The sequence below is a fragment of the Streptomyces sp. NBC_01775 genome (assembly GCF_035917675.1).
In the GTDB taxonomy this organism is placed as follows: Bacteria; Actinomycetota; Actinomycetes; order Streptomycetales; family Streptomycetaceae; genus Streptomyces.
In genome coordinates, this window is the sequence record NZ_CP109104.1 from 2,579,537 (window position 1) to 2,594,667 (window position 15,131).

The 15,131-nt window shown below is 72.6% G+C and carries 12 protein-coding genes; 4 read left to right on the forward strand and 8 right to left on the reverse strand.

The genetic code is table 11. From position 1 onward, the window contains the following. Positions 1-220: 220 nt before the first annotated feature. The 4 genes from recX to OHB04_RS11595 all read right to left on the reverse strand — a co-directional run bounded on the left by recX (position 221) and on the right by OHB04_RS11595 (position 4,002). Complete coding sequence (gene recX, locus OHB04_RS11580; RefSeq protein ID WP_326687596.1) at positions 221-961, reverse strand: recombination regulator RecX; 741 nt, start codon at positions 959-961, stop codon at positions 221-223. Positions 962-964: 3 nt separating this feature from the next. Further along, positions 965-2,152, reverse strand: coding sequence for a recombinase RecA (recA, locus tag OHB04_RS11585; protein WP_326807417.1), 1,188 nt, complete (start codon positions 2,150-2,152; stop codon positions 965-967). 233 nt (positions 2,153-2,385) lie between these two features. Further along, entirely contained in the window at positions 2,386-3,600 is a 1,215-nt protein-coding gene (locus tag OHB04_RS11590; protein ID WP_326687598.1) for an AI-2E family transporter, read from the reverse strand. A gap of 207 nt (positions 3,601-3,807) precedes the next feature. Next, complete coding sequence (locus OHB04_RS11595; protein WP_326687599.1) at positions 3,808-4,002, reverse strand: DUF3046 domain-containing protein; 195 nt, start codon at positions 4,000-4,002, stop codon at positions 3,808-3,810. A 78-nt stretch (positions 4,003-4,080) separates the two neighbouring features. Between OHB04_RS11595 and OHB04_RS11600 the strand changes: the two genes are divergently transcribed. After that, positions 4,081-4,989 carry a hypothetical protein gene (locus OHB04_RS11600; RefSeq protein ID WP_326687600.1) on the forward strand — a complete coding sequence of 303 codons (909 nt, stop codon included), beginning with the start codon at positions 4,081-4,083 and terminating at the stop codon, positions 4,987-4,989. 115 nt (positions 4,990-5,104) lie between these two features. Here OHB04_RS11600 and OHB04_RS11605 read toward each other — a convergent pair whose 3' ends face one another. The 3 genes from OHB04_RS11605 to OHB04_RS11615 all read right to left on the reverse strand — a co-directional run bounded on the left by OHB04_RS11605 (position 5,105) and on the right by OHB04_RS11615 (position 7,170). Then, positions 5,105-5,410, reverse strand: coding sequence for an AzlD domain-containing protein (locus tag OHB04_RS11605; RefSeq protein WP_326687601.1), 306 nt, complete (start codon positions 5,408-5,410; stop codon positions 5,105-5,107). Further along, positions 5,407-6,171: an AzlC family ABC transporter permease gene (locus tag OHB04_RS11610; RefSeq protein ID WP_326809431.1), complete on the reverse strand. Its 765-nt coding sequence runs from the start codon at positions 6,169-6,171 to the stop codon at positions 5,407-5,409. The genes OHB04_RS11605 and OHB04_RS11610 overlap by 4 nt, the downstream gene beginning before the upstream one ends. Positions 6,172-6,333: 162 nt before the next feature. Then, entirely contained in the window at positions 6,334-7,170 is an 837-nt protein-coding gene (locus tag OHB04_RS11615; protein WP_326807418.1) for an AraC family transcriptional regulator, read from the reverse strand. A 199-nt stretch (positions 7,171-7,369) separates the two neighbouring features. On the opposite strand from OHB04_RS11615, the gene OHB04_RS11620 reads away from it, so the two are divergent. Continuing rightward, the gene (locus tag OHB04_RS11620; protein WP_326807419.1) at positions 7,370-12,199 is read left to right on the forward strand and encodes an Lhr family ATP-dependent helicase; all 4,830 of its coding nucleotides are present in this window, start codon (positions 7,370-7,372) and stop codon (positions 12,197-12,199) included. A 174-nt stretch (positions 12,200-12,373) separates the two neighbouring features. On the opposite strand, the gene OHB04_RS11625 is transcribed toward OHB04_RS11620, so the two are convergent. Further along, the gene (locus tag OHB04_RS11625) at positions 12,374-12,958 is read right to left on the reverse strand and encodes a MarR family winged helix-turn-helix transcriptional regulator (protein ID WP_326687604.1); all 585 of its coding nucleotides are present in this window, start codon (positions 12,956-12,958) and stop codon (positions 12,374-12,376) included. A gap of 133 nt (positions 12,959-13,091) precedes the next feature. Between OHB04_RS11625 and OHB04_RS11630 the strand changes: the two genes are divergently transcribed. Together OHB04_RS11630 and OHB04_RS11635 are read left to right on the forward strand one after the other, a co-directional pair. Then, entirely contained in the window at positions 13,092-13,961 is an 870-nt protein-coding gene (locus OHB04_RS11630; RefSeq protein WP_326687605.1) for a DNA-formamidopyrimidine glycosylase family protein, read from the forward strand. A gap of 34 nt (positions 13,962-13,995) precedes the next feature. Then, positions 13,996-14,772 (forward strand): SDR family NAD(P)-dependent oxidoreductase, encoded by a 777-nt coding sequence (locus tag OHB04_RS11635; protein WP_326687606.1) that lies wholly within the window; start codon positions 13,996-13,998, stop codon positions 14,770-14,772. The last annotated feature ends 359 nt before the right edge of the window (positions 14,773-15,131 follow it).

The window sequence follows — 15,131 nt, forward strand, 5'->3', positions numbered from 1 at the left end:
GCGTTCTTAGAGCGCCCCTATAAGCGCTCCCCACGCTGACGGCCATGGACGGGCCGACGCCCTCCCCCTTACGGGGACCACGAAGAGCGCGGAACGAGCGGGATGCCGGAGGCAGCCGGGACGTCGGGAGCTTTGGAGCAGCGCGGAAGGAGCGGAACGCACAGACGGCGGAGGACGAGGCGGGCCCTCGGGATCACCGGCGCGCTCGTCGTGACCGCGCCTAGACGTCGGGGAGGTGCTCCTCCAGCAGCTCCGGGTCTTCCCCCTCCTCCTCCAGCGCCCGGCGGACGACGCGCAGCGCGAGCCCTTCCGAATAGCCCTTACGGGCCAGCATCCCGGCCAGGCGCCGCAGCCGCTTGTCCCTCTCCAGGCCCCTGGTGGAGCGCAGCTTGCGCTCCACCAGCGCGCGGGCAGTCTCCTCTTCCCGCTCCGAGTCCAGCTGGCCGACCGCCTCGTCGATCACCGTGGATTCCACGCCTTTGGTACGCAGCTCACGGGCGAGCGCACCACGGGCCAAGCCCCTGCTGTGGTGCCGGGACTCCACCCAGGCGGCGGCAAAGGCGCTGTCGTCGATGAGACCGACGTCCTCAAGTCTGGCCAGCACCTCCTCGGCCGCCTCCTCCGGCACCTCCCGCTTGCGGAGCGCGTCGGCGAGTTGCTGGCGGGTGCGCGGAGTGCCGGTGAGGAGCCGCAGACAGATGGCCCTGGCGCGCTCCACCGGGTCCTGCGGCTCTTGCCCCCGGCCGCCCCGCTCCCCCTCGTCGGGGCGGCCCTGTCTCCCTCGCCCGCCTCGTGGGCTGCGAGGCGCATGCGGTGATCCCGCTCCGGCCCTCGACGAAGCGGGATCACCGCTGTCCTGGGGATCGGCCGCCGGCCCCTCGGCCCGGCCCGAACAGGCCGAGGGGTCTTGGCGCTCCGCGTGCGCGTACTCGTACTCCGGCCAGTCGCTGCGCCGCGTCACGGACTAGCTCTTGGCCGCGGCGGTCTTGGCGGTCTTGCTCGTTTTCGCTGTCCTACTGGCCGCCGGAGCCGGGACGGTCTTGGCCGCCGCCGCATCCGCCTCCCCGCCCGGGGTGCCCGGCGCCGGGGCCGGGGCGGCCGGGTCGGCCGTGCTTCCCGCGGCGTCCGTCCCGGGCTCGGCCGCCGGCTCCTCCGGCTGCACCCCGATGCCCAGCTTCTCCTTGATCTTCTTCTCGATCTCGTTGGCGAGGTCGGGGTTGTCCTTGAGGAAGTTGCGGGAGTTCTCCTTGCCCTGGCCGAGCTGGTCGCCCTCGTAGGTGTACCAGGCGCCGGACTTGCGGACGATGCCGTGCTCCACGCCCATGTCGATCAGTCCGCCCTCGCGGCTGATGCCCATGCCGTAGAGGATGTCGAACTCGGCCTGCTTGAAGGGCGGCGCGACCTTGTTCTTGACGACCTTGACGCGGGTGCGGTTGCCGACGGCGTCGGTGCCGTCCTTCAGCGTCTCGATCCGGCGGATGTCGAGCCGTACGGAGGCGTAGAACTTCAGCGCGCGGCCACCGGTGGTGGTCTCCGGCGAGCCGAACATCACGCCGACCTTCTCGCGGAGCTGGTTGATGAAGATCGCGGTGGTCTTGGACTGGTTGAGCGCACCGGCGATCTTCCGCAGCGCCTGGCTCATCAGCCGGGCCTGGAGGCCGACATGGGAGTCGCCCATCTCGCCCTCGATCTCCGCGCGGGGCACCAGAGCGGCGACCGAGTCGATGATGATCAGGTCGAGCGCGCCGGAACGGATGAGCATGTCGACGATTTCGAGGGCCTGCTCGCCGTTGTCCGGCTGGGAGAGGATCAGTGCGTCGGTGTCGACCCCGAGGCGCTTGGCGTACTCGGGATCCAGGGCGTGCTCGGCGTCCACGAAGGCGACCGTGCCGCCCGCCTTCTGTGCTTGGGCCACCGCGTGCAGGGTCAGGGTGGTCTTACCGGAGGATTCGGGGCCGTAGACCTCCACGACCCGGCCCCGCGGCAGACCGCCGACGCCCAGGGCGACATCGAGGGCGGTCGAACCGGTAGGGATGACCTCGATCGGCTCGTTAGGCCGCTCACCCATGCGCATCACGGCGCCCTTGCCGAATTGCCGTTCAATTTGGGCGAGGGCGGCATCGAGTGCCTTCTCGCGGTCGGTTCCTGCCATGGGGGCCACCCGGTTAGTTGCTTGAGTCGATCGCTTCACGTCAAAAGACGCTAGCGCCTGCCACTGACAATCGGTCCGGCACTCGGCGCGGACCCGCGCTCCTCCGGCCCCGGCCCGAGCGGTCGGGCTCGCCGGAACACCTATAAGAATCGATGTTCGATTTCTGCGTCAAGTCACCCCTCAACCCTGTGGATAACTCGCAAACCAGCAGGTCACAGAGGTATAGCGGCGGTTCAGGACCGACGTCGTCCCCGCCTCTGCGGGCCCTTTTCATCCCTCGAACCCAGCCTGACCCGGACATCCGTCACGTCGTAGCGCCTCACATAGGCGCCGAGAAATCCCTGGAGTGTCGCCGTCACCGGGATCGCGATCAGCGCACCGGCCACCCCCATCAGCGAGGTGCCCGCGATCACCGAGCCGAAGGCGACGGCGGGGTGGATGTCCACGGTCTTGGCGGTGATGCGCGGCTGGATCACATAGTTCTCGAACTGCTGGTAGACCACGACGAACGCCAGCACCCACAGCGCGGACCAGGGGTCGACGGTGAAGGCGAGCAGCATCGGAAGCGCCCCTGCCAGATATGTGCCGACCGTCGGCACGAACTGGGAAAGCACTCCCACCCAGACCGCCAGTGCCGCCGCGTAGGGCACCCCGAGCAGTTGGAGGAAGACGTAGTGCGCCACCCCGGAGACCAGGGCCATCAGCGCCCGCGAGTAGATGTAGCCGCCGGTCTTGGCCACCGCGATCTCCCACGCCCGCAGCGCCTCCGCCTGGTGCGCCGGGGGCAGCACCGAGCACAGCGCCACCCGCAGCCGGGGCCCTTCGGCGGCGAAGTAGAAAGTGAACAGCACGACCGTCAGCAGCTGGAAAACCCCGCCCAGCACGGTCGCCGAGATCCCCCACACGTTCTGCGCGCCGCTGCGCAGGGATCCGCGTACCCAGTCGGAGTGGATGACGTCCGACTGGAGCTTGTCGGCATCGAGATGGGTGTGGAAGGTCGCGTTGATCCAGTCGATGACGTCGCTGACGTAGGCGGGCAGGTTGTCGACGATTTTGGTGATCTGGTCGGCGAAGAGCGAGCCGAGAGCGGTGAAGAACCCGGCGCCGGCGATCAGCACCGCCAGGAAGACCACACCCGTCGCCAGCCCGCGCCGCATTCCCCGCCTGGCGAGGCCGTCGACCGCGGGCTCCATGGCCAGCGCCAGGAAGAACGCGACCAGGATGTTCAGCAGGAGTCCGAGAGCCCTCAGAACAGCCCAGCCGAGGAGCTGGTAGGCGCCGACCAGCGCCAGAGCGAGCACGAGGGCCCGCGGCAGCCAGCGCGGCATCCGGGGCGTGTCACGGACCGTGCTGCCGGATGGTGCCTCGCCCCTGCCGCCGTGCCCGGCCTCTTCCCGGCCGGGACCCTCGCCCTGATCGTCCCGGCCGCCGTCATCTGGTGCGCCCATCGGGCAAGTTTCGCGCTCCGGGACAGAACGCCCGCTTACGACGCGCCTCGTGTCGGGGCCTCGCCCCGGCGGCGCCACCATCCGGCAGCCGGCCTCGGCCCGGAACCGGGCCCGCGTCACGCGGCGTGAGTGCCTTCCCGTACAGCGTGGGCGCCGCCTCGTCCGGCGTTGTGCCGCACCATCCGGCTCAGCCTCCGCCGGTGCGGCTCAGCGCTTGTGCGCGGGGACGTCCATCACCGCGCACACCACCCGCCAGACCTCCTTCGCCTCCCACCCGGCCACGAACGCCTCGTGAACCGTCCGGCCGCCGAGTTCGGACATCACATAATCGCGCGCGAAGGAATCGGCGTACGCCTCACCGAAGTGATCCGCCATGCGCTCCCAGAAGACCGTCAACCGCATGCGTCCATTATCCCGCCCTCCGGGTTGGCTCCTGTCTGTGGCCGTGACCCGGCCGCCGCTCACGCCTACCGTCAGAGGATGGCTCCCTCTGGATCGACTCCTCTCTCCCGTGCCGAACATTTCATCTGGCTGACGGCGCGCGTGCTGGAGCAGCGGCGCTTCGAGCACCACTTCCTGGACGGCGACCCGGGCACCGTCGAGACCGCACTCGACGCCTACCGCAACGTCGACGGCGGCTACGGCCACGCCCTGGAGCCCGACCTGCGCGGTCCGGTCAGCCAGCCGCTGCACACGGCGGCTGCCATCCGGGTGCTGGACAGCATCGGGCGCTGCGCCGGACAGCGGGTGGAGCGCATCGGACGCTATCTGACGGCCGTCTCCACGCCCGAGGGCGCGCTGCCCGCCGTGCACCCCTCGCTGCGCGGGTATCCGGCGGCGCCCTGGATCCCGGTCGTGGACTCCCCGCCGAGCGACCTGCTCGCGACCGGCCCGGTGGTCGGCACGCTGCACCGCAACAGCGTCTGGCACGCCTGGCTGTTCCGTGCGACGGACTACTGCTGGCACACCATCGAGTCCCTGGACAAGACCCACCCCTACGAGGCGCAGGCCGCGCTCGCCTTCCTGGACGGAGTCCCCGACAGGCCGCGCGCCGAGGCGGCGGCCGACCGTCTGGGCACGCTGGTGCGCGAGCAGCGGCTGGCCGTGACGGACCCGGACCGCACGGAGGACTTCCCCGTCCCGGACGGCTACGCGCCCAAGGAGCACCACTACGTGACCGACTTCGCCCGTACCCCCGGCTCACTGGCCCGGCGCTGGTTCACCGGGGACGAGCTGGAGCGCGGCCTCGACCACCTGTTGCGCCGTCAGGAGGAGGACGGCGGCTGGAACATCGCCTGGCGCCGCTGGGCCCCGGGAACGGAGCTGGAGGGACGTCCCCTGGCCACCCTTGACGCGCTGCTGACCCTGCGCGCCTACGGGCGGCTCTGAGAGGACGCTCACGAGCGTGTCAGGGCGGGAGCCGGCCCCAACGCGGCCAGCCGCCCCGTCGGCCCTGGCAAGCCCTCTCCACGGGCCAGGGCCGACGTGCGGCGGGAGGGGACGTCTAGCCCAGTACCCGGACCCCCGCGGTCACCAGCACGGCAGCCGCCACGACCACCAGGAAGGGTGCGCGCAGCAGCAGAGCGACGGCAGCCGCCGCGAGGCCCGCCGTGCGGGCGTCGAGGACCAGCGCGGCGTCCTTGCTGAATGTCTGCTGCGCTATCAGCGCGGACAGCAGCGCCACCGGCACCAGGGCCGCCAGCCGCTTGGTGAGCGGTCGCTCCAGCACCCCCGCGGGCACCGACAGACCGAGCAGCTTCACCAGATAACAGCCGACGATCGTCGCACCGATCGCGATCCACACACTCATCGGGATCCCTCCCCCTTCGCCTCGTGCCGCTCCCGCCCGGACCGGTTTTCGTCCTTCATCCGGTCCGCTTCATCGCTCGTTCCCCGGCCTCGGGACAGCGCCCTCCCATGCGCCAGCAGCACCACGGGGGCGGCCAGCGCAGCCACCAGTACCGGCACCCCGGCCGGCAGCACCGGCAGCAGGCCCAGGCCCAGTACGACGGCCAGCCCGGCAGTGGCCCGCTCGACGCCGGTGCGGAGCATGGGCGCGAGCAGCGCGAGGAAGACGGCGGGACCGGCGGCGTCCAGCCCCCACGTGTCGGTGTCTCCCAGCGCCTCGGCGCCCAGAGCGCCGAGCAGCGTGGTGAGGTTCCACAGTGTGAAGATCGAGGCGCCCGTGACGGTGAAGCCGAGCCTGACCGCGTGCCGGCCGCGCTGGGCGAGCGCGACCGCGGTCGTCTCGTCGATCACCCAGTGGGCCGCCGCGAGGCGCACCCCGGGCCGCAGCCCCAGGAGGGCGGACAGGCGCAGCCCGTAGAAGGCGTTCCTGGCGCTCAGGAAGAAGGCGCCCGCCGCGGCCGTCAGGGGGTTTCCGCCCGCGGCCAGCGCCCCGACGAGCGCGAACTGCGAGGCGCCCGTGAACACGAAGAGGCTGAGCGCACAGGTCTGCGCGACGCTGATCCCGGCGCCGGCCGCGGTCACTCCGAACGCGAAGCCGGACAGCCCGACGGCGACGCCGACGCCCAGCGCGTCCCGGATGACGGCTCGGTCGCCGTCCCGCAGACCACGACCGCTGCCCGGCCCCTCCGGGCCGCCTGCTTCATCCGGCGTGGCATCCCGAGCGGCTTCATCCGGTGCGAAGGAGGCCGCTGTGGTGTTCCGAGCTTCCGGAGGATCGAAGGTGTCTCTCTGATGTGGCACGGCGCCACCTTAGAAATCCAAACGTCAGCGCGTCTTGTACGTTCTTGCGCGCCCGCGCTGGTAGGCGCCGGGAGGAACGCCGACGACGCGTCCGAAGTGCCGCGTCAGATGCGCCTGGTCGGTGAAACCCACCGCCGTGGCGGCCTCCGCGGGCGGCACCCCGTTGTCCAGCAGCGCACGCGCCCGGTGCACGCGGGCGTCGGTCAGCCAGGCGTGCGGCGGCATGCCGTACTCGCTCCGGTACGCGCGAAGCAGCGCGAAGGGGCTGGTGCCCAGTTCCTTCGCGAGCTCCTCCAGGGACGGCGGATCGGCGATCCGCTCCTCCAGAACAGCGCGCGCCCGCTGTGCGTGGAGCGCTCCGGCGGTGCGCGCCGCACGACGGGGCAGCGGCCCGCCGTGCTGTCGCAGGAGGCGGGCGACGAGGACGCGCATGAGGCTGTCGGCGGCCAGCGCGTTGCCCTCCTCGGCGGCACGGTGGATCTCCTGGACGTGGCGCGCCGCGACCGGGTCATCGGCAACGGGCGAGATGAACCCCGGGGCGCCCCGGATGGTGGTGGTTTCGGCTGCGATGTCGGCGATGAGCTGGGGAGCGGGGTAGAGCACGCTGTAGCGCCAGCCCTCGGGCACCCCGGCGTGCCCCGTGTGCATGGTGTCCGGGTTGATCAGTGCCAGCGCTCCCGGCCCCGCGTAGTGGACGCTCCCGCCGTGGTGGAACGCCTCCACGCCCTCGGATATGGCAGCGATGACGTACGTCTCGTGTGTGTGGCGCGTAAACGTCTTGTCGATGTAGCGGGCACGCAGCAGGTCAACGTCGGGCAGCTTCGGGGACTGCCAGTAGTGCGCACTCTCGCCGACGGCCATGTACCCATTCTCCGGCCAGGCCGGCGCGTCCGGCCGCCGGGGGACCGGCGGCCACCACCAGCACCTCGCCAGGACAGCACGAGGACGCCGCCAAAACAGCGCCACAACGCCACCCGCGCGGGCCCGTGCCCCACACGCCCGTCCCCGCTCCCTGCCCGCCCCCGGGGCCGCTGTCAGTGCCGTGCTGCACGATGGGGGCATGGGTCGGACATCGGCGCTGGACGCCTTCTCACCAGCGACCCGTGCGTGGTTCACGGGCGCCTTCAGCGAGCCCACCTCCGCACAGGAGGGCGCCTGGCGTGCCCTGGCCGAGGAGTCGGACGCACTGGTGGTGGCACCCACCGGCTCGGGAAAGACCCTTGCCGCCTTCCTCGCCTCGCTGGACGCCCTGGCCTCCGCCCCGCCGCCCGCCGACCCCCTCAAGCGCTGCCGGGTGCTCTACGTCTCGCCGCTGAAGGCCCTCGCGGTGGACGTGGAGCGGAATCTGCGCAGCCCGCTGACCGGTATCCGGCACGAGTCCCTCCGGCTCGGGCTGCCCGAGCCGGAGATCAAGGTCGGCATCCGCTCGGGCGACACCCCCGCCACGGAGCGCAGGTCCCTCGCCCGCCGTCCTCCGGACATCCTGATCACCACCCCCGAGTCGCTCTTCTTGATGCTGACCTCCAGCGCGAGGGACGCGCTCTCGGGCGTCGAGACCGTCATCCTGGACGAGGTGCACGCGGTGGCGGGCACCAAGCGTGGCGCGCATCTCGCGCTCTCCCTGGAGCGGCTGGACCAGCTTCTGGAGCGGCCCGCGCGCCGCATCGGCCTCTCGGCGACGGTGCGCCCGGTCGACGAGGTGGCGCGCTTCCTCTCCCCCCGGAGGAACGCGGCTATCGTGCAGCCGCCCTCCGGCAAGGAGTTCGCGCTCTCGGTCGTCGTGCCGGTGGAGGACATGGGCGAGCTGGGCAGCTCACCGGCGCAGGACGCGGCCGGGCCCTCGGCCGGCGGCCCCGGTGGCGGCGGCAAGCCGTCGATCTGGCCGTCCGTCGAGGAGCGGATCACCGATCTCATCCAGGAGCACCGCTCCACCATCGTCTTCGCCAACTCCCGCCGCCTGGCCGAGCGGCTGTGCAACAGACTGAACGAGATCGCGTACGAGCGGGCCACCGGCGAGCCGATGCCCGAGGACCACTCCCCCGCAGAGCTGATGGGCAACGCGGGCGCCGTAACGGGCGCCCCGGCCCTGCTCGCGCGGGCGCACCACGGGTCGGTCTCCAAGGAGCAGCGCTCCCAGGTCGAGGAGGACCTGAAGGCGGGCCGGCTGCCGGCCGTGGTGGCCACCTCCAGCCTGGAGCTGGGCATCGACATGGGCGCCGTGGACCTGGTCATCCAGGTCGAGTCGCCGCCCTCGGTCGCCTCGGGCCTCCAGCGCGTGGGCCGGGCCGGTCACCAGGTGGGCGCCGTCTCCGCCGGTGTGGTCTTCCCGAAGTACCGCGGCGATCTGGTGCAGTCGGCCGTGGTCACCGAACGGATGCGCCAGGGCGCCATCGAGGCGCTCCGTGTCCCCTCCAACCCGCTCGACGTCCTCGCGCAGCAGATCGTGGCCATGGTCGCCGTCGACACCTGGGACGTGGAGGAGTTGCTGGCTCTGGTGCGCCGAGCCGCGCCGTTCGCCGCGCTCCCGGAGTCGGCGTACGTCTCGGTGCTGGACATGCTCGCGGGCCGCTATCCCTCCGACGCGTTCGCCGAGCTGCGTCCCCGTCTGGTGTGGGACCGGGTGGCGAACACGGTCAGCGGCAGGCCCGGCGCGCAGCGGCTCGCCGTCACCTCGGGCGGGACTATCCCGGACCGTGGCCTGTTCGGAGTGTTCCTGGCCGGCGCCGATCCCAAGAAGGGCGGCGGCCGGGTCGGCGAGCTGGACGAGGAGATGGTCTACGAGTCCCGCATCGGCGATGTCTTCACTCTGGGCACCACGACGTGGCGGATCGAGGACATCACCCGCGACCGCGTGCTGGTCACCCCGGCGCCGGGTGTGCCGGGCCGGCTGCCGTTCTGGAAGGGCGATCAGCTCGGCAGACCCCTGGAGCTGGGCAGGGCCCTGGGCGCTTTCCTGCGCGAGATCGGGTCCCTCACCCGCGAGCGGGCCGAGCAGCGGCTTGCCGCCTCCGGCATGGACGCACGGGCGGTCAACAACCTCCTGGCCTACCTCGATGAGCAGCGTGAGGCCGCAGGCCACGTCCCCGACGACCGGACGATCGTCGTCGAGCGCTTCCGCGACGAGCTGGGCGACTGGCGGATCGTGGTGCACTCCCCCTTCGGCGCCCAGGTCCACGCCCCCTGGGCGCTGGCCATCGGCGCCCGGCTGACCGAGCGGTACGGCATGGACGCACAGGTCATGCACGCCGACGACGGGCTCGTGCTGCGCCTGCCCGACGCCGAGCTGATGGGCCTCGACCTCTTCGACGAGGAGCCGACTCCTTCCCCGGAGCACGTCGGAGGCCCCGAGCGGGATCTGCCGGTCAACCCCGACCAGCCCCCGCTCGGGGCCTCCGACGTGCTCTTCGACAAGGGCGAGATCGAGCAGATCGTGACCGACCAGGTCGGCGGCTCCGCGCTGTTCGCCGCCCGGTTCCGCGAGTGCGCCTCGCGCGCGCTGCTGCTGCCCCGGCGCAGCCCGGGCAAGCGCACGCCCCTGTGGCAGCAGCGGCAGCGCGCCTCGCAGCTGCTCCAGGTCGCGGGCGAGTTCGGCTCGTTCCCGATCATCCTGGAGGCCGTCCGCGAGTGCCTCCAGGACGTGTTCGACGTGCCGGGCCTGACCGAGCTGATGGGGGACATCGAGTCCCGCCGTGTCCGGATGGTCGAGGTCACCACCCCCGAGCCCTCTCCGTTCGCGCGCTCGCTGCTGTTCGGCTACGTCGCGCAGTACCTCTACGAGGGCGACTCCCCGCTGGCCGAGCGCCGCGCCGCAGCGCTCTCGCTGGACTCCCGGCTGCTGTCCGAGCTGCTGGGTCAGGCGGAGTTGCGCGAGCTTCTGGATGCCGATGTCCTCCACGAGTTGGAGCGCGAGCTTCAGTGGCTCACCGAAGAGCGCCGCGTCAAGGACGCCGAAGGCGTGGCCGACCTGCTGCGCCTGCTGGGCCCCCTCACCACTGCCGAGCTGACCGAGCGGGGCGCCGAGCCGGGCTGGGCCGCGGAGCTGGAGGCGGCCCGCCGCGCCATCCGGGTGCGCCTCGCCGGCCAGGAGCACTGGGCGGCGATCGAGGACGCCGGCCGGCTGCGGGACGCGCTGGGGGTCGCGCTGCCCGTCGGCGTGCCCGAGGCGTTCACCGAGCCGGTGGCCGACCCACTGGGCGACCTGCTCGCACGCCATGCCCGTACGCACGGCCCGTTCATCTCCGCCGACGCCGCCTCCCGCTTCGGGCTGGGCACGGCCGTCGCCGACGGGGCGCTGCACCGGATGGCGGCGAGCGGGCGGCTGGTGCAGGGCGAGTTCCACCCCTCGGGGATCGGCCAGGAGTGGTGCGACGCGGGCGTGCTGCGCCGGCTGCGCCGCCGCTCGCTGGCCGCGCTGCGGCACGAGCTGGAGCCGGTGGCTCCGACGGCACTGGCCGCGTTCCTGCCGCAGTGGCAGCACCTGGGCACCGGCAGCCTGCGCGGCGTCGAGGGCCTGTTGCGCACCGTGGAGCAGCTCCAGGGCGCTCCCGTCCCGGCCTCCGCCGTGGAGAAGCTGGTCCTGCCGGGCCGGGTGGCGGACTACGCGGCGCCGATGCTGGACGAGCTGACCGCCTCGGGTGAGGTCGTCTGGGCGGGCGCCGGCGCACTCCCGGGTAAGGACGGCTGGCTCTCGCTGTATCTGGCCGACACGGCCCCGCTGCTGCTGCCGCCACCGCATCCGCTGGAGCTGACGCCGGTTCATCAGGCGGTGCTGGCCGCGTTGGAGGGCGGGTACGGCCTGTTCTTCCGTCAGATCGCCGAGCGCGTGCGCCACAGCGGCCACCGGGATGCGACGGATCCGCAGCTCGCCGAAGCGCTGTGGGACCTGGTGTGGTCGGGCCGCGTCACCGGAGACACCCTCGCCCCCTTGCGGGCCCTCCTGGGCTCCGGCCGCACGGCCGGCTCGACGGCACACCGCGCCAGGAGACCGACGCCGCGCGGGCGTTACGGCTCGTTCACCGCCGCCGCCGTCGCGGCGGGCACTGGTGCGGGCCGCCGCGCACCCGGCCGGGCCCCGCACCAGGCGCCGCCGACCGTCGCCGGACGCTGGTCCCTGCTCCCACAGCCCGAGAGCGAGCCCACCCACCGGGCACACGCCCTGGCACGCACCCTGCTGGACCGGCATGGGGTGGTGACGCGCGGAGCAGTCGCGGCCGAGGGGGTCGAGGGCGGCTTCTCCGCCGCGTACCGCGTGCTGTCGGCCTTCGAGGAGAGCGGCCAGGCGCGCCGCGGATATGTGGTCGAGGGCCTGGGCGCTGCCCAGTTCGCGATGGACGGCGCCGTCGACCGGCTGCGTGCCGTGAGCACGGCGAAGGAGCGCGAGGGGGGCGAGGGCGCCCAGGTCTCCGGAGGCGGGCGGGCGGCGCCACGTGCGCTGGTCCTGGCGGCGGCCGACCCGGCGAACGCCTACGGCGCGGCGCTCCCCTGGCCCGCGCCCCCGCAAGGCGCCACCCACAAGCCGGGCCGCAAGGCGGGCTCGCTCGTCGTCCTGGTCGACGGCGCGCTGACGCTCTACGTCGAACGGGGCGGAAAGACGATGCTGGCCTGGGCGAACGACCCCGAGTCACCGCCGAATCCGGACGGCGGGAGCACGGGCCCCGCCCCGGCGGACGGCAACGCCACCGAATCGTACGGCTACGACGCGGAGGCGGGAGCCGCCCGGATCGCCGCCGCCGTCGAGGCCCTCGCCCGCGCCGCGCGCAGGGGCGCCCTGGGAACGGTCACGGTCGAACGGGTCAACGGAACAGCCGCGCTCTCCTCGGACCTCAGCACAGCCCTGGAATCGGCGGGCTTCCACCCCACCCCGCGCGGCCTGCGGCTGCGCGCCACGTAGCGGCAGGCCGCGGCACCACATAGCGGCCGGCCGCGCGAGCCGCACCGGTCGTGTGAAGGCTGGTGCGCAGGCGTCGCGCGCGTCACGCGCGTCACGGCAAGGAGCGCGAAACCGAAGCCGCGCGCCCGCCCGTGCTTCTGTTCCCAGCCCTGCCCGCCCCAGCCCCGCCCCGCATCACTCCGCCTCGTACGCCTCGGCCTTCAGCATCATCCTCCGCAACAGCCCTGCGATCAGCCGTCGTTCGTCCGAGTCGAGGCTGCTCAGCAGACGGAACTCCTCGTGCCCCACGGCGTCTATCGCGGCGATCCACGCGGCGTGCCCCTCGTCGGTCAGCTCGATGTCGACGCTCTCCCCGTCCATGTCCGAAGAGGCGCACCGCACATAGCCGCGCTCCTCCAGCCCGTCCAGGCGACCTGCCAGGGAGTCGGGAGCCAGACCCATGTCCGCCGCGAGCTGCAAATCGGAGGCGCTGCCGTCGCGGCCCACGAGGGCGTGCAGCGTGTCGTACTCGTGCCTGTGCAGCCCGGTCTCGGTCAGGGACTTCTCCCGCACCCAGCGCAGATGGTCGCTCAGCAGCTGGATCCGGGTGACCGAACCCTCAACGTCCCTGTCGAGGTCGGGGAGTACCGGCTGCCACCTGTCCAGGTGGTCGTCGATCCGGTCCCGCAATTCCTCTTCGTCCCAGTCCAACTCGTGCGCTTCATCCGCTCCGTCCACTTCAAGCGCGTCGTGCTGTCGTTCGTATCCCCACTGACCCATGGCGGGATCGTATCCCTGAGTTCAGTCCCATCTGAAAGCGTCGACGGCAACGAACCCGACACGACCAGCTCGCCCCGCCACGCCCGGTCCGCCACGGCTCCCCTCCGTCGGTGCGCCCTGCGACCATGGCCGTATGCCCGAGGGAGACACTGTCTGGCGTACGGCGCACGCCCTGCACGCCGCGCTGGCCGGCCACGCGCTGGTCCGTACGGACTTCCGGGTGCCCCGCCTGGCCACCGTCGACCTCTCCGGCCGCACCGTCCTGGAGGTGGCGCCGCGCGGCAAGCATCTCCTCACCCGCCTGGAAGGCGGCCTGACGCTGCACTCGCACCTGGGCATGGAGGGCACCTGGCGCCTCGCCGAAAACCCGTCTCCGGCCCCGTTCCGGCCTGCGGGAAAGCCCGGAAGCCCGCGCGCCGCGCGCACCCGGCCGCCCCTCCTCGGCGGCTCAGGCCCCGCTCACCAGATCCGCGTCGTCTTGACCACCGACGGCCACACGGCGACGGGATACCGCCTGCCCCTGCTCGAACTGGTGCGTACCGCCGAGGAGTTCTCCGTCGTCGGACACCTCGGCCCCGACCTGCTGGGCCCCGACTGGGACCCGGCCGAGGCCGAACGGCGGCTGCTCCAGGACGCCGACCGCCCCCTGGCCGAGGCCCTGCTCGACCAGCGCAACCTCGCCGGGATCGGCAATGTGTACGCCGCCGAGCTGTGCTTTCTGGCCCACACCTCCCCCTGGACGCCTGTCGGTTCACTGACGCAGCCCCTCCTCTCCCGCCTGCTGACCGTGGCCAAGCGGCTGCTGGAAGCCAACAAGGACCGCACGGTACGGCGCACCACCAACGGCCACCGTGCCGACCGGAATCTGGCGGTCTACGGCCGCGAGCACCGCCCCTGCTACCGCTGCGGCACCCCCGTACGCACAGGCCGCTACGGACCCCCTGAACGCATCCGCACCATCTGGTATTGCCCGCACTGCCAGCCTGACCCGCGCAACAATTGACGACCCGTCAGTTCTGCTCGTACGGTCTTTCCCCATGACCGTCACGGCGTACGACCTGACCGGCAGGACCGCTCTCGTCACCGGCGCCGCCAGCGGTATCGGCCGCGCCGCCGCCGTGCTGCTCGCCCGCGCGGGCGCCGTCGTGCACTGCGCCGACCGCGACGAGAAGGGCCTGGCCCGCACCGCCGCCCTCATCACGCGGGCCGACGGCACCGCGCACACCCACCCGCTCGATGTGACCGACCGCCCCGCGCTCGCCGGGGCCGTCGAAGCGGCCGTCCGCACCGGCGGCAAGCTCGACATCGCGGCGGCCGTCGCCGGGATCATGCACCGCAGCAGTGTCCTGGAGACCGACGAGGCGGACCTGGACCGCGTGCTGGACATCAATTTCAAAGGCGTCCTGCGCATCTGCCAGGAGGCCGCCCGCAGCATGATCGCCACTGGGACCGGCGGCAGCATCGTGACCATGGCCTCCGGGGCCGTGGACACCGGCGCTCCCGGCCTGTTGTGCTACGGCGCGGCCAAGGCCGCCGTCGTACAGCTCACCAAGACGCTCGCCTCGGAGGTGGGCCGGCACGGCATCCGGGTCAACGCGGTCGCACCCGGCTGGGTGCGCACTCCCATGACCGCGCGGGACGACGCGGAGTCCCAGCAGCAGGCCGAGGCCGCACTGGCCCGCATGGCGCCGCTGGGGCGGGTGGGCGAGGCCGAGGAGGTCGCCCACGCCGTGCTGTACCTGGCCTCGGATGCCGCGTCCTTCACTACCGGCCAGATCCTCCGCCCCAACGGCGGAGTCGCCATGCCCTGGTAGCCGCCCGCCCCGGCTCCGCCGGTCCACCCACGCTCTTCCAGCGCGCGGAACTCCGGCGCTCGGGGCTCCAGTGCTCAGCTGGGCCCCGCGCCCGCGCCCCGCGTACGCCGCCTCCCGGAGCGCCGCGCGCACACCGCTCACCCGTCGCTGTGCGCCGCTCTCCGCTCCCGGTCGCCACATGGACGGGCAACAGGCTCAGCCCCCAGCCTCCCGCCGCGACAGTGGCCTCCAGCGGCCCGCCCTCCCCCGCCGAGACCCGCCACAGGGCGCACACCCACGCGGCGGCGCACACGGCACCGGCTGCGCAACGGCACAGCAGCACCGGTCCCACAGCCCCCATACCGCTCACCTCCCGCGAC

Coding starts and splice junctions, on each gene's coding strand:
- recA (WP_326807417.1), bottom strand. CDS start 2,152: ATGGCAGGAACCGACCGCGAGAAGGCACTCGATGCCGCCCTCGCCCAA.
- OHB04_RS11590 (WP_326687598.1), bottom strand. CDS start 3,600: ATGGGCGCACCAGATGACGGCGGCCGGGACGATCAGGGCGAGGGTCCC.
- OHB04_RS11595 (WP_326687599.1), bottom strand. CDS start 4,002: ATGCGGTTGACGGTCTTCTGGGAGCGCATGGCGGATCACTTCGGTGAG.
- OHB04_RS11600 (WP_326687600.1), top strand. CDS start 4,081: ATGGCTCCCTCTGGATCGACTCCTCTCTCCCGTGCCGAACATTTCATC.
- OHB04_RS11605 (WP_326687601.1), bottom strand. CDS start 5,410: ATGAGTGTGTGGATCGCGATCGGTGCGACGATCGTCGGCTGTTATCTG.
- OHB04_RS11615 (WP_326807418.1), bottom strand. CDS start 7,170: ATGGCCGTCGGCGAGAGTGCGCACTACTGGCAGTCCCCGAAGCTGCCC.
- OHB04_RS11620 (WP_326807419.1), top strand. CDS start 7,370: ATGGGTCGGACATCGGCGCTGGACGCCTTCTCACCAGCGACCCGTGCG.
- OHB04_RS11625 (WP_326687604.1), bottom strand. CDS start 12,958: ATGGGTCAGTGGGGATACGAACGACAGCACGACGCGCTTGAAGTGGAC.
- OHB04_RS11630 (WP_326687605.1), top strand. CDS start 13,092: ATGCCCGAGGGAGACACTGTCTGGCGTACGGCGCACGCCCTGCACGCC.
- OHB04_RS11635 (WP_326687606.1), top strand. CDS start 13,996: ATGACCGTCACGGCGTACGACCTGACCGGCAGGACCGCTCTCGTCACC.